Source organism: Aeromonas sp. MR16 (assembly GCF_022549315.1).
Lineage (GTDB): Bacteria > Pseudomonadota > Gammaproteobacteria > Enterobacterales > Aeromonadaceae > Aeromonas > Aeromonas aquatica.
Map to the genome: position 1 here is coordinate 53968 of NZ_JAKZFK010000007.1, position 13840 is coordinate 67807.

Consider the following 13840-nt stretch of genomic DNA (forward strand, 5'->3'; position numbering starts at 1 on the left):
ATGTCAGCCAACGGCGTGCCAGTCGGGTGCCAGGGCGCACGCCTCGGCCGACAAACCACGGTTTGATTCAACCAGATCGCTGCAAAGTGCCAACAATGGCCGCGGGATCCGGCTAGGCTCCCAGGGGCGAGAGCCGAGCAAGGGAGTGGCATAGGCCGCCTTGATGGAAGCAAGCGCCCGGGGCAGCCACCAGCTGGCCGGACGGCCCAGCCGCTGGGCCAGCACTAGTACCCTGTCCACGCCGGCAGGATCCAGGGTGGTGAGATGGCTCCAGAGGGTGTGGGGCGGCAGCGCGGCGACCAGGGATTGCAGGGCACCGGGCTCCAGCGCCGGGGCCCAGACCAGCAGGGCATCTTCAGGCAGTGCCAGCTCGGTGAAGGTACCGACGGAATCTGTGCTGATCACCCGCTGGATGCCCCCCTCTCCCCACAGGATCTTGCCAAGCCCCGCCAGGGTGCGCGCAGGCAACGCCACCTCCCCCAGGGTCTGCAGCCAGGGCGTCGCATCGAGCAGGGTGCCGCCGCTGAAGAACAGGCTGAAAGGGCGAGCTGCACGCAGCCTGAGCGACTGATCGCCGCACAACCTGATGCCCTTGTCTTCAAAGTTGATCTGCTCAACGGGGCTGAACGCCCCCTCGCCTTTGCGATAGAGCGCCGCCAACACCCGCTCGTTGACCCGCTCTCCCAGCTGCCAACCCTGAGCCTGCAACCACTCCTCCGGCTCAGGGGGCGTGCAGCTCATCTCCGCCAGCATCAGCTCGCGGGTGAGGTAGCGACGGCCGGCCGGGGTCAGTTCATAGCGATGATTACCAAGGGTGATCAGCAGCTGGTTGTCCCTGAGCATGCCGATCAGCGGCTGCCACTGGCGGCCACGAAGAGCCAGCGGGGCCTCGGTCAGCAGTTGCCGGGCCAGAGCCTGCCATTCGGGGTGACTGAAATCGATCAAACGCATCCTTCCCTGTGGGTCGACCATCTTTCAACGAATTGAATAATCTAGCGATTTTTGGGAAGCGAGCCAAGGATAAAAAAGAGACAACGTGAACTGGCGCAGGGGGAATAGCGGGATAAACGAGGCCACAGGACCGCGGACAACAGATAAAACAAAACGGCCAAGCAAGCTTGGCCGTTTATCCACTAACTCAGTGCCAGGACTGGATTAGAAGTTGTATTGCAGAGCAACAGTGAACTCGTCGTCCAGGTCGTCGATACCCTGGATTTTGTACTCGGTGTACGCCTTCAGCTTGGAAGTGAAGTTGTACTGAACACCCAGCAGAGTTTCGTCAACTTGGTCTTCGTAGGAAGAACCGGCCAGCTTGTCCTTGCCTTCCTTGAAGTTGTAGCCAGCCAGGAAGGTCCAGGCGTCTACGTTGTAGGAGGCAGCCAGCTCGTAACCGTGGCCCTTGCCGCCGTTACCGTTGGCGTCATTGCTGATCTCGCCTTCGGTGTACACACCGGCGAAGTAGAAGCCGTTGATGGCGTAGTGTGCGCCCAGAGCCCACTCGTTCTTATCACCGGAATCACCGTTCAGCTTGTTCTCCAAGTCGGAGTAAGCATAACCGGCGTTCAGGCCCAGACCGAAGTCGAAGTCATAACCGGCAGCAACTGCATAGCCGTAGTTACGCTTCAGGTTGGGGAACACGGTGCTGACGCTGTCGCCACCGACGTCAGAAACGATGACAGCGGTGTCGTCGTTGGTCTGATAGGACAGCTTGCCCTTGAAGCCCTGGTAGCTGTTGGAGTAGATGATCTGGCCTTCTTGACGACCGTCGTAGTAGTTACCGGCGTCACCCCATTCGTTGAAGATATCGGTCGGCTCCAGCACGTCGTAGAACGCGGTGTCGGTCTGGCCGAAGATGATCTTGCCGTACTGGGTACCGTCGAAACCAACATAGATGTGACGAGCCTTGAAGGTGTCGCTGTCAGAATCGTTGTTGTTGGAGTTCTCGGAGGCAACTTGCCACTCGGTCTTGGCGATACCAGACCAGGTGTTGTTCAGGGCAACTTTACCGGACCAACCCAGACGGGAGGTACCGATCAGCTCTGCATCAGCATCGTTGTGGTCGGTGTAGTAGTTAGCCTGAACACGGCCGTAGATATCAAAAGAGGTGCCGTCTTTGTCATAAACGACCGCAGCGTTAGCAGCAGAAGCGAACAGAGCCGGGATTGCGATTGCCAGAATTGTCTTTTTCATAGTTGTTTCCAATGCCTACTGTAATTAAACACTAAGTCCTTGTTATTCCCTGTGTTAGCGATGTTCTTTGCATCACTATGGCGCCGAGACTATCATCGGGTTTTCCAATCCGCAATGAAAAAACTTTGAACTTTTTGCGAAAAGCATAGTCATAGCGAAAATTTTGTGAGCTGACTCTCACAATATTTGCCCCCTCAGGGAAAACGTTTACAGCGATAGTCTCTGCTTTAATCGCTACTTTATGGTGGTTTATTGCACCGCAATGAGTCCGCATACTATAAGTGCAATGTCCGGGCATCGGAGCCTGCCTCCGCTTGCCTCGACCCCACCCGTCGGTTGCGGGTATCCTGTGTTCATTCACCTCCGATAGGGTCACACCTCATTCATGCTATCTACTCGCCTCAAAACCACCATTCGCAATACCTATCGCCAGATTGCCGATGGCTTACCCGGTTTTGTGCCGCGCAAGGAGCAGAATTTTCTGGTGGCCGAAATCGCCAAGACCCTGACCGGTGAATACGACCGGGCCCGCCGCATTCTGGTGGCCGAGGCGGGCACCGGCATCGGTAAATCCCTCTCCTATGCCCAGGGCGCCATCCCGGTGGCGCGCCTCACCCAGAAAAAACTGGTGATCTCCACCGCCACCGTCGCCCTGCAGGAGCAGTTGATCCACAAGGACCTGCCGTTCTACCACCGCCACAGCGAGCTGCCGTTTCGTTTTATGCTGGTCAAGGGGCGCCAGCGCTACTGTTGCGAGCATCTGCTGGAGCAGGCCGCGAGCGGCGTTGAGATGGCCAACTTCGAGCTGGATTTCGGCTCTTTGAGCAAGCACAAGCCCTCGGATGCCGACAAGGAGCGCTATCAGGCGCTGTGGCAGGCCTACACGGACGGGAAGTGGGACGGGGATCGGGACAACTGGCCCAAGCCCATCCCGGACCTGTGCTGGGAGCGGATTGCCGCCGATCGCCACAGCTGCAACAAGGCGCTGAGCCACCACCAGCACTGCCCCTTCCACCGCGCCCGCAACGACATGGACGCCGCCGATGTGCTGGTGGTCAACCACGCCCTGCTGCTGTCGGATCTCACCATGGGGGGTGGCATCATACTGCCGCCCCCGGACGAGTGCATTTACGTGCTGGATGAAGCCCATCACCTGCCCACCATAGCGCGGGATCACGGCGCGGCCTCGGCCAGTGTGAAGGGTTCCCGTCGCTGGCTGGAGAAGCTGGTGCAGAGTGCCGGCAAGCTGGCCCGGGCCCTCAACAAGGAGAGCCTGCTCGATCCCCAGCTCAAACTGCAGGATGCCCTGGCCTCTCTGCAACCGGACCTCAAGGCGCTGGAGCAGTGGCTCGCTGGCAATGAGCAGCTGTTTGGCCGCGAGCAGCACCACAGATTTGCCGACGGCGTGCTGCCCGACCCGCTGCCCATGCTGGCGGAAAATCTGAAAGAGGCGAGCAAGAAGGCGCTGCGCGCACTGGACAGGATGCAGGGCGCCATCGGCGAGGCCCTCAAAGACGGCGAAATCCGTCGCAAGGAGGCCGAACCCCTGCTGGCGGAGAGCGGTTTTCACCTGCAGCGGCTGGAGAGCTTCTGTGCCCTGTGGGAGATGCTGAGCCGCCACGTGCCGACCGGCAAGACGCCGATGGCGCGCTGGATGGTCAAGGGGGAGGATGGGGACATCTGGCTGCACGCCTCCCCCATCGAAGTGGGCTATCTGCTGGAGGAGTGGCTCTGGTCGAGATGCCTCGGTGCCGTGCTGGTGTCGGCCACCCTCACCGCCCTCTCCTCCTTCAGCTATTTCCGCCATCAGGTGGGGCTGAAAGAACACGACGGTACCCGCTATCTGCGGCTGCGCTCCCCCTTCGAGTACCACAAGGCGGAGCTCTATCTGCCCAAGATGACCCACGAGCCGAGCGCCCCCGCCTTTACCCAGGAACTGGTCGATACCCTGCCCCGTCTGCTGGCGGGCAAGGAGGCAAGCCTGGTGCTGTTCTCCTCCTACCGGCAGATGAACGAGGTGGCGCAAGGGCTGCGGGCCAAGGGGCTGTCCCTGCTGGTACAGGGGGAAGCATCCCGCAGCGCCCTGCTGACACTGCACAAGCAGAAGTGCGACGGCGGCCAGGCCAGCATCCTCTTTGGCACCGGCAGCTTCTCCGAGGGGCTGGACCTGCCCGGCCACTACCTCACCAACCTGGTGATCACCAAGCTGCCGTTCGCGGTGCCGAACTCCCCGGTGGAGGAGGCCACCGCCGAGTGGATCGAGCAGCGCGGCGGCAACCCCTTCCTGCAGCTGACGGTGCCGGAAGCATCCCGCAAGCTCATCCAGGCCTGCGGTCGTCTCATCCGCAAGGAGGCCGATCGGGGCAGGGTCACCATACTCGACCGGCGCCTGCTCACCAAACGCTATGGCAAGGGGCTGCTCGACGCCCTGCCTCCCTTCACCCGACGGATCGAATAAGCCGGACAATCGACTGGCGGCAAGCAACGTGAAGAGAAAAAACGCGAAAATCCCCGGCGGGAACGCCATAAACGGCTATTGCCGCCCTGTGGCAAACCTGTAAAAATGAGCCCCTATTTTTCAGTGGGCACTTGCCTGACTGTTCAAGGAGATGAAATGAAACTGACTGTTCTGGTGCCGGCCCTGGCTGGTCTGTTGTGGGCAGGTAGCGCCCTGGCTGTTAGCCAACTGGAAATAAGCAATCCCTACGTCACTCAGCTGATCGATGGTGAGTCCATCAATCCCAAGCTGCTCGACAAGACCAGCAGCTTCCCCATCAGTGCCGGCAAGCACCAGCTGGTGGTGGCCTTCGAAGGTAACTACTCCAACCGCAACGACATCAAGCTGGTGACCGCCGAGCCGCTGGTGATCAACTTCACCGCCGCCGACAACCAGACCCTGGTGCTGGACTACAAGAAGCCACGCAACGAGAGCGAAGCCAAGCTGTTCGTCCAGGATCAGAAAGTGGTCCTCAAAGACAAGGCCAGCGGCAAGGTGCTGGAGAGCGAGCAATTCGTGCTGCCGAAAGTGGAAGGCTTCCAGCTGACCCGCGACTACCAGCAGGAGCTGCTGAAAATAGGCAAGGCCTTCAATCAGCCTGCCGCCGTTGCCGTCTCCAGCGCCGCCGTGATGGCCGCCACCAGCGCCCCGGTCGCAGCAGCCCCAAGCAAGGCCCAGAGCAATCCGGAAGCCCTGACCCAGCTGCAAAACTGGTACAACAAGGCCGATGCGGAAACCCGCAAAGCCTTCCAGATCTGGGTGATCCAGCAGCAGTAATGGCGTCTTCATGCCAGCAAACAAGGGGAGCCAGGCTCCCCTTCTTCATATCCGCCCCCGCCTGACCCTATGTCCCTTCGCATCTTTCACCACGCCACTTACTCCGCCCTGACGCTGCCCGAGCGCCACCGCTTTCCGCTGGCCAAGTATCAGGCGCTCTACCAGAGACTCCTGGCGCTAGGGTATCCGCTGGAGGAGGCCCGCCCCGCCAGCCATGAACAGCTGGTGCGGGTCCACGATGCCGACTATGTGGACGCGGCCCTCGCCGGCCGGCTCGATGAGCAGGCCATCCGCCGGCTCGGTTTTCCCTGGTCGCCCCTGCTGATTGAACGCACCCTGCACTCGGTCGGAGCCACTATCGCCGCCAGTCGTCACGCCCTCGAGCAAGGCTGCGGCCTGCAGATCTCCGGCGGCTATCACCATGCCCACCGGGACTTTGGCAGCGGCTTCTGCCTGTTCAACGATCTGGTGATCGCGGCCCGGGCCTGCCTGGACGAGGGACGCTGCGAGCGGGTGCTGATCGTGGATCTCGACGTCCATCAGGGGGATGGCAGCGCCGCGCTGTGCGCCGGCAGCCGTGACATCATCACCCTCTCCCTGCACGGCGAGCACAATTTCCCCCGCGACAAACCGGCCTCCCACCTGGACTTCGCCCTGCCAAGCGGCATGCAGGATGACGCCTACCTCGACACCCTGGCCCAGGCGCTGTCACTGGCGCTGCGCCTGTACGGCCCGGATCTCATCCTCTATCAGGCCGGGGTCGATGTGCATCAGGCCGATGATCTCGGCTATCTCGCCCTGAGCGATGCCGGGGTGCGCCAGCGGGACGCCATGGTATTCGACTGCGCGTGGCAGCAGGGCCTACCCATCGCCGCCGTGCCGGGGGGCGGTTACCGGCGCGACTGGCCGCAGCTGATCCCGCTGCACCTGTCACTGTTTGAGGAAGCCCGGCGCCGCTTTTGCTAGCCCCTTACGCCGCGCCGTTGAGAGAATATGATTTCCCAATTTTCAATTTCCAAAAAGAAGAGGCGACCCAGGGTCGCCTCTTCTTTATATAAAACACAGTAGTGATGTCCTGAGCCTATCAACATGGACAAGGGTGACCAGTGAGTGGCTTTATTCGTTGTTCATTGGTGGCCGTCAGGCATGGGCCACCGGCGTCGGATGCTCGCCCATTTTACGCAGCAGCATCAGCAGATAGATAAACGACACACAGGCGATCATGACAAACAGCAGATTATCCGAGTAATGCTGCATCAGCAGTGCAGTAAAGGTCGGGCCAAGCAAGCTGCCAATGGTGTAGCTCAGGAGCAGCGCCTGATTCATCGCCACCAGTTGATGCTGCTCGACCTTCTCGCAGGCCCAGGCCATGGCAACCGGATAGAGCGTAAAACCCGCGGCCCCAAGGATGAAGAGCGCCGGGCCCATGGCCGCGTTGCCGAGCATCGCCAGAGAGCCCAGGATCACGACAGATACCTGTACCCGCAGCACCTGCAATCGCCCGAAGCGATCTGCCAGACGGCCTATCGGCCACTGCCCCAGGATGCCAGCACTCACCATCACCGCCATCCAGTAGCCAATACCGGCATCACTCACCCCCTGGTGGTTCAGGTAGAGTGGCATCAGGCCATAGAGCGACCCCAGTACTATGCCGGATATGATGCAGCCATTGACCCCAAGGCGCGCCTGACGCAGGCGCAGCATCGGCCACACCCGGGTTGTCCCCTGCTGTTCGCTGTGCTCGTTGACAATGCGGGTGAACAGCAGCGGCAGGATCGCGGCCAATACCAGGCCAGTCACCCAGGGCAATACATCCATCAGACCGGTCGGCAGCGTGCTGACCAGCAGTTGCCCGAGCACTGTCCCCATGTAATAGACCATCATGTAGGCGGCGAGCAGGCGCCCCCGATTGCGCGCGTTACCGCTACACATCAGCGCACTCTCAACCACCACCCAGATCATGGCGCAGCCGACGCCTGCGATGAATCGCCAGATAAGCCAGCTCCAGAAGCCAAGGGTGAGCCCTAACCCGACACAGCCTGCGGCAAAAAGGGCGGAGGCCAAGTAGTAGCTGCGGTTGAACCCGACGCGCTTGATCAGCGCTCCCGCCAGCAGGGTCCCCAGCAGGTTGCCGCTGAAATAGGAGGAGCCGACCATGCCCACCTGCCAGGTCGGCAGATTGTCATGGGCGAGCCAGAGCGGTACCAGGGTATTCAACACCGCGATGGCCAGGGTCAACAGCAGCAGGCCACAGAGCAATAACAGCACTGGCCGGGAGTATGTGGTCATGGATAAAACCGTGAGGAGAGTCAAAATGCGAGCGCATCATGCCACTGCCAAATCCATTGTCAATCGGCACTGAACGAGCGGCAGCCAGGTTTGGCTTCGCACAGGCGTTGCCTCATTGATCTGCCCCTGCAACGCCTGCTCAGCAGCAGGATTATCCCATTGATTAACTGGACCTTGGGCTAGCAAGGAAGGGATATGGTCGATTGAGGATCCTCATCCATCTTTTAGCGACGGTATGAAGATGAAGACGTGCTGCTGGCGCTGCGCGAGGAGGTGAGGCAGCAAAAAGCACGGGGGGACGGCGACCGGCGCGACTGGCAGTAGCCCTCCCCGCGGCCCCTCTCCCTGTTCGATGAGGCACACCATCGTCTCAGCCAAGGCGTTCCGCTCTTTCGCCTTGCCTCGCCCCTGCCCTGACCATGGACGCCATAACAGAAGAGGCGACCCTGGGGCCGCCTCTTCTCTATATCTGGCACAATATCGGCTATTTCTGACGCTTCTTGGCGTACTTGCGACGGGCGCGCGCCTGGCGCTCCTCTTCCCGCTCGGCCTTCTCCTTGGCCTTCTCCTCAGCCTCTTCTGCTGCCGCAACTATCTCGGCGCTCACCATCTCCGGGGTCTCCAGCGAGATGCGACCGAGCAGGCCGGAGCGGAACTCGTTGACCAGGATCTCGGACGCCTTGTGCAGATCGGCCAGGCCCCCTTTGCGCACGAAGGCGCGCTGACGGGCGATCATCTCCAGCAGCTCGATCTCGGTCTCCGGCAGATCCGCAATCTGGTAGCGCGCCTTGATGCGCTCCGGATAGGCCTTGATGAAGTAATCGGCGGCGAACATGGCGATGTCGGCATAGTCGAATACCGTGTCCTTGATGGCCGCGGTGACCGCCAGCCGATAACCGCAGGAGGGCGGGTTCAGCTTGGGCCAGAGGAAGCCCGGGGTATCGGTCAGGATGACGTTGTTGTCGAGCTTGATCCGCTGCTGGGACTTGGTCACCCCCGCCTCGTTGCCGGTGCGGGCTATGGTGCGCCCCGCCAGGGTGTTGATCAGGGTGGACTTGCCCACGTTGGGGATGCCCATGATCATGGCCCGCACGCCACGCAGGTCGAAGTTACGCTCCGGCAGCATCTCATGACACAGGGCCAACAGGTTCTTGATCTTCTCCGGCTCCTGCTGGGTCAGGGGCAACGCCTTGATCCCCTTCTCTTTCTCCATGTGCGCCACCCACAGCTCGGTGATCGCCGGATCGGCGAGATCCGCCTTGTTCAGCACCTTGATCACCGGGGTATCGCCACGCAGCTCGGGCACCAGTGGGTTTTCGCTGGAGAAAGGGATGCGGGCATCGAGCATCTCGATGATGACATCGACCTGGGGCATGACCTCGGCAATCTCTTTGCGGGCCTTGTGCATGTGGCCGGGGAACCAGTTGATGGACATATCCGTTACTCTCTAAAAGGGGCTGCGGGCGCGCTGTGGCGGCTGGAGCGGACGTCGGGCGTCGCAAGGGGGCGCATTTTACCTGCTGGAGCCCCAATTTGACAGGCCATTCTAGCCCGTGGCACGGGAACCACCAAGCCGGCGGTCGGGTCGGGTCCGGGGTGTCGACCGCCATGTTGCCTACATAAATAAGTGATTGATACAACATCACATTTAAATCCTGCCTTCATCGGATTGTCATCCACATTCACTAAAAGTGTCATCTGATCCCTCTAGGCTTCGCTCAGGTTTTACAAGGAGCGAACCCCAATGAGAAAAATGGCAGGACTTGCATTGATGATCGGCGCCGCCCTGGCCGCCGGCTGCAACTCCACAAACGACAGCGACACCCCTGAACCCAGCGCCAAGAATGTGATCTTCTTCCTCGGCGATGGCATGGGCCTCAACACCCTGACCGCGGCCCGCATCTACGGCGTCGGGGAAGAGGGCAGTCTCACCATAGACACCCTGCCGGAGACGGCCTTCATCAAGACCTTCTCCCACGACTCCCAGGTCACCGACTCGGCCCCCTCCATGGCCGCCTACATGACCGGGGTCAAGAGCAACAACGGCGTCATCAGCATGGACAGTGATGCCACCCAGGAGAGCGACTGCAGCCAGAGCGCCGGCAAGCCGGTCACCACCCTGCTGGAGCTGGCCAAGGCCGACGGCCGCGGCACCGGCGTGGTCACCAGCACCCGGGTCACTCACGCCACCCCGGCCGCCACCTACGCCCACATCTGCAACCGGGATCTGGAGGCGGACATCGCCGCCCAGCTGGTGCCGGGCGGTGCCGGCTACAACGGCGCCTTGAAAGAGGGGCTGGACGTGGTGCTGGGGGGTGGCAGCAGCTTCTTCCTGCCGGCGGCCGACCAGGGCAAGCGGGAGGATGGCCGCAACCTCATCAACGAGATGCAGGCCAAGGGCTACCAGTTCGCCAGCAACCTGGATCAGCTGAACCAGGCCGAGGCGGGCAAGCCGCTGCTGGGACTGTTTGGCTCCAGCCACATGAAATATGACCTGGACAGGCCGGCCAGTGAGCCATCACTGGCCCAGATGACCCTGGCCGCCATCAAGCAGCTCAAGGACAAGGAGAAGGGCTACTTCCTGATGGTGGAAGGGGGCCGCATCGATCACGCCCTGCATGACACCAACGCCAAGCGCGCCCTGCAGGACACCCTCGCCTTCGACGACGCCATCAAGGCCGCCATCGACGAGGTGAAGAAGACCGACCCCGAGCTGAAGAACACCCTGATCGTGGTCACCGCCGACCATGACCACACGCTGGTGCTCAACGGTTATGCCAAGCGTACCGGCAAGACCACCGCCGACAACCCGGGCGTGCTCGGGCTGGTGAAGAACTACGAAACCGGCGAACCGAGCAAGGATGCCGACGGCATGCCCTACACCATCATCGGCTTCGGCAACGGCTACAACCGGGTGGATGGCTCGCGCAGCAGCGTGGCCGCGCTGGACGATGCCACCGTCTCGGCCGACGACTATCACCAGGAGGTGGTGGTCAAGGTGGGCGACATAGGCAACGAAACCCATGGCGGCACCGACGTCTTCCTCGGCGCCATCGGCCAGGGAGCGGACAGCTTCCACGGCTCTCTCGACAACACCGCCGTGTTCGGCAAGGTCAAAGCTGCGGCCAAGCTGTAAGGAGCATTCCATGAGAACAAGCATGACAACAACCATGAAAAAGACCCTGGTGTGCACCGCCCTGTTCGGTGCCCTGGGTGGCCTGTCCCAGGCCCAGGCCAGCGACGCCAAGAATGTGATCCTGTTTATCGGTGACGGCATGGGCCCCACAGTGCTCACCGCCACCCGGCTGTTCAAGGTGGGGGAAGAGGGCAACCTGGAGATCATGAAGCTGCCCCGCAGCGCCCGCATCAAGACCTTCTCCAACGACGCCCAGACCACGGACTCGGCCCCCTCAATGGCGGCCTACACCACGGGCGTCAAGATGAACAACGAGGTGATCGCCATGAGCAGCGATACCCAGGCGGTCGCCCCGGCTAAGGACATCAACGGCAACAAGGGCATCAACAACTGCACCGGCGACAACGGCACCCCGGTGCCGACCATACTGGAGCTGGCCAAGGCGGCGGGTAAATCGGTCGGTGCCGTCACCACCACAGAGCTGACCCATGCCACCCCGGCCGCCACCTACTCCCACATCTGCCACCGGGACGCGGCCTACGCCATCGCCGAGCAGGCGGTACCGGGCGGTGCCGGCTTCAACACCGCTCTCGGGGACGGGGTCGACGTGCTGATGGGGGGCGGTGCCAATCACTGGACCCCCTACAGCGCCAGCAACAAGGGCGGCCGGGCCGATGGCCGGGATCTGACCGCCGAGCTGAGTGCCCAGGGCTATCAATACGTCACCACCCAGGGCGATCTGGCCAAGGTCAGCAGCGGCAAGGTGCTCGGCCTGTTCAGCGCCAAGTCCCACCTCGACTACGAGTTGGACCGCGTCGCCAAGGGGGCCGCCAACACCCAGCCGTCCCTGTCCGAGATGACCGCCAAGGCGATTGATCTGCTGAGCCAGAACAGCCAGGGCTACTTCCTGATGGTGGAGGGGGGTCGCATCGACCATGCCTTGCACGCCACCAACGCCAAGCGCTCCCTCACCGATGCGGTGGCGCTGGACGAGGCGGTCAAGACGGCCCTCGGCAAGGTGGACCTGAGCGATACCCTGATCGTGGTCACCGCCGATCATGACCACACCATGACCATCAACGGCTACTCCGCCAAGGGCAACAAGGTGCTGGATCTGGTCAAGAACGGCGATGGCACTACCCAGAACGACGTGGATGGCAAGCCCTTCACCACCCTGGTGTTCGGCAACGGTCCCAACCGCGCCGACGTGCGCCCCACCCTCACCAGCGATCAGGTGCTGGGGGACGACTACCTGCAGGAGACCGGCGTCAAGCTCGGCGCCGAGACCCATGGCGGCGGTGATGTGATGCTGTTTGCCGATGGCGCGGGCAGTGACCGCTTCAAGGGCACGCTCGACAATACCCGAGTGTTCGGCAAACTGCGGGAGGCGCTCGGCCTGTAAGTGGCAGGGGTCCGCACGGGCCCCTGCTCTTTCGAGCGACAGATGATGAGAAGACTCTTGCTCCCCTTGCTGCTACTCGGCAGCACCCTCTTTACGCAGGCGCGGGCCGACGAGGCGCCGGATCTCGCCGCCCGCATCAGTTATCAGGACAGCGTCACCGGCAGCGACGGCATAGCCCGGGCGAACCAGTGGCAGGAGAAGTGGATGCGGGTCGGCAACCAGGTGTGGAGCCAGCGGCTGATCCCGCTGCCCCTGGCCCGCGCCTACCACGCCAGCCACGACGCCAACCCCGGCCACAAGCACTTCACCCACCAGATGGCGGCCCGCTGGGTCAGCCGCGCCGAGGATGGCGAGCTGCAGCTGCGCTACGCGGATGCCTGGCACAATCAGCTGGTGGAGGTGCCCGCCGAGGAGTATGGCCAGGTCGCCTTCAAGCCCGACTGGACGCGCATTCGCCATCTCGTGGATCCCGCCCTGCTGCAAGGCATGACCGCCCTCGACGAGACGGCGCCCGAGCAGGCGCGCTGGTACGAGAAGCGAGAGGGCAAGCAGCGCACCCGCATCCTCTGGTCGAGCCAATGGCAGATCCCCCTGGTGGTGGAGTCCGCGAGCCTGGACGGCTATCGTAGCTACCGCATGACGCTGACCCTCAAGCCGCTGCCCAAGCAGCTGCCCTGGCAGCAGTTGGACGGCTACCAGACCCTGGACCTGCGCGACTTCTTCGACTGAGGGCGCCCCCGCCACGGGAGGCGCTCACTTTACGGGCAGAGATGGTACACTTCGCGTACTCATCCTTGTCCCGGTCCGTTATGCGTATTCCCGTCTTGCTGCTTGCCTTCTGTACCCTCTGGCTGACCACGGAGTCAGCTCACGCCGTGGTGATCATCGCGGCCGAGGTGCCCCCCTTCGTCATTCGCTCCTACCAGGGCGCCCCGAGCGGCATGGCCATCGAGGTGCTGGAGGAGGCGGCCCGCCGCCTGGATGAACCCCTGACCTTCGAGCTGATGCCGATGGCCCGCGCCCTCATCCAGACCCGCCACCGACCGGACGTGCTGCTGCTGCCGCCGGTGCGCAGCCCCCAGCGCGAGTCTCAGTTTCTCTGGATAACCCCCCTGCTGGACGAGGCCTTCGTGCTGGTCAGCCACCGCCAGCATCATCCCGCCCCGCTCACTATCGAGGAGCTGCCCGCGCAGACCATAGGGGTGATGCGCGGCTCCTATGGCCAGAGCCTGATCCAGTCCATCGCCGAGACCAGGGTGGAGCCGGTGGCAGCGGAAGCCAACAACGCCAACAAGCTGGCGCTGGGCCGCATCCAGGGCTGGGCCGTGGCCTGGAACACCGCCCGCTATACCCAGCAGCAGGCCGGCTTGCCGCTGGCCAGCCTGGTGCGCGGCGAGACCCTGCAGCGCACGGCCATCTACCTCGCCGCCCACCCCGACTTCCCGCCCAGCGAGGCGGCTCGCTGGCGCAAGGCGATCCAGGCCATGCGCCGGGACGGCAGCCTGGCCAACATCATCAAGCAGTACGATTATCAGGCGCCCTGAGCCCT

At 62.4% G+C, this 13840-nt stretch carries 11 protein-coding genes; 7 read left to right on the forward strand and 4 right to left on the reverse strand.

The window, feature by feature from the left end:
* Positions 1-3 precede the first annotated feature (3 nt).
* Complete coding sequence (locus tag MM194_RS07610; protein WP_241343222.1) at positions 4-945, reverse strand: hypothetical protein; 942 nt, start codon at positions 943-945, stop codon at positions 4-6.
* Positions 946-1155: 210 nt separating this feature from the next.
* On the reverse strand, positions 1156-2190 hold the full coding sequence (locus tag MM194_RS07615; protein ID WP_033131180.1) for a porin: 1035 nt from the start codon (positions 2188-2190) through the stop codon (positions 1156-1158).
* 385 nt (positions 2191-2575) lie between these two features.
* On the opposite strand from MM194_RS07615, the gene dinG reads away from it, so the two are divergent.
* The 3 genes from dinG to MM194_RS07630 all read left to right on the forward strand — a co-directional run bounded on the left by dinG (position 2576) and on the right by MM194_RS07630 (position 6430).
* The gene (gene dinG / locus MM194_RS07620; protein WP_033131179.1) at positions 2576-4648 is read left to right on the forward strand and encodes an ATP-dependent DNA helicase DinG; all 2073 of its coding nucleotides are present in this window, start codon (positions 2576-2578) and stop codon (positions 4646-4648) included.
* 156 nt (positions 4649-4804) lie between these two features.
* The gene (locus MM194_RS07625; RefSeq protein WP_033131178.1) at positions 4805-5464 is read left to right on the forward strand and encodes a DUF2057 domain-containing protein; all 660 of its coding nucleotides are present in this window, start codon (positions 4805-4807) and stop codon (positions 5462-5464) included.
* 69 nt (positions 5465-5533) lie between these two features.
* On the forward strand, positions 5534-6430 hold the full coding sequence (locus tag MM194_RS07630; RefSeq protein WP_241343223.1) for a histone deacetylase: 897 nt from the start codon (positions 5534-5536) through the stop codon (positions 6428-6430).
* Positions 6431-6604: 174 nt separating this feature from the next.
* On the opposite strand, the gene MM194_RS07635 is transcribed toward MM194_RS07630, so the two are convergent.
* Both MM194_RS07635 and ylqF read right to left on the reverse strand, forming a co-directional pair.
* Positions 6605-7753, reverse strand: a complete 1149-nt coding sequence (locus MM194_RS07635) for an MFS transporter (RefSeq protein ID WP_241343224.1) — start codon at positions 7751-7753, stop codon at positions 6605-6607.
* A gap of 484 nt (positions 7754-8237) precedes the next feature.
* A complete protein-coding gene (gene ylqF / locus MM194_RS07640) occupies positions 8238-9188 on the reverse strand; it encodes a ribosome biogenesis GTPase YlqF (protein WP_042654573.1) in 951 nt (316 codons plus the stop codon).
* A 309-nt stretch (positions 9189-9497) separates the two neighbouring features.
* Between ylqF and MM194_RS07645 the strand changes: the two genes are divergently transcribed.
* The 4 genes from MM194_RS07645 to MM194_RS07660 all read left to right on the forward strand — a co-directional run bounded on the left by MM194_RS07645 (position 9498) and on the right by MM194_RS07660 (position 13835).
* Positions 9498-10889: an alkaline phosphatase gene (locus MM194_RS07645; protein ID WP_218291918.1), complete on the forward strand. Its 1392-nt coding sequence runs from the start codon at positions 9498-9500 to the stop codon at positions 10887-10889.
* 10 nt (positions 10890-10899) lie between these two features.
* Positions 10900-12291, forward strand: a complete 1392-nt coding sequence (locus MM194_RS07650) for an alkaline phosphatase (RefSeq protein WP_241343225.1) — start codon at positions 10900-10902, stop codon at positions 12289-12291.
* Positions 12292-12336: 45 nt separating this feature from the next.
* Entirely contained in the window at positions 12337-13020 is a 684-nt protein-coding gene (locus MM194_RS07655; RefSeq protein WP_218291995.1) for a hypothetical protein, read from the forward strand.
* Between the two features lie 80 nt (positions 13021-13100).
* The gene (locus MM194_RS07660) at positions 13101-13835 is read left to right on the forward strand and encodes a transporter substrate-binding domain-containing protein (RefSeq protein WP_241343226.1); all 735 of its coding nucleotides are present in this window, start codon (positions 13101-13103) and stop codon (positions 13833-13835) included.
* Positions 13836-13840 lie beyond the last annotated feature (5 nt).

Bases quoted from the DNA above. Each gene is read 5' to 3' on its own strand.
- MM194_RS07615 (WP_033131180.1), bottom strand. From the start codon at position 2,190: ATGAAAAAGACAATTCTGGCAATCGCAATCCCGGCTCTGTTCGCTTCT.
- dinG (WP_033131179.1), top strand. From the start codon at position 2,576: ATGCTATCTACTCGCCTCAAAACCACCATTCGCAATACCTATCGCCAG.
- MM194_RS07625 (WP_033131178.1), top strand. From the start codon at position 4,805: ATGAAACTGACTGTTCTGGTGCCGGCCCTGGCTGGTCTGTTGTGGGCA.
- MM194_RS07630 (WP_241343223.1), top strand. From the start codon at position 5,534: ATGTCCCTTCGCATCTTTCACCACGCCACTTACTCCGCCCTGACGCTG.
- MM194_RS07635 (WP_241343224.1), bottom strand. From the start codon at position 7,753: ATGACCACATACTCCCGGCCAGTGCTGTTATTGCTCTGTGGCCTGCTG.
- ylqF (WP_042654573.1), bottom strand. From the start codon at position 9,188: ATGTCCATCAACTGGTTCCCCGGCCACATGCACAAGGCCCGCAAAGAG.
- MM194_RS07645 (WP_218291918.1), top strand. From the start codon at position 9,498: ATGAGAAAAATGGCAGGACTTGCATTGATGATCGGCGCCGCCCTGGCC.
- MM194_RS07650 (WP_241343225.1), top strand. From the start codon at position 10,900: ATGAGAACAAGCATGACAACAACCATGAAAAAGACCCTGGTGTGCACC.
- MM194_RS07655 (WP_218291995.1), top strand. From the start codon at position 12,337: ATGAGAAGACTCTTGCTCCCCTTGCTGCTACTCGGCAGCACCCTCTTT.
- MM194_RS07660 (WP_241343226.1), top strand. From the start codon at position 13,101: ATGCGTATTCCCGTCTTGCTGCTTGCCTTCTGTACCCTCTGGCTGACC.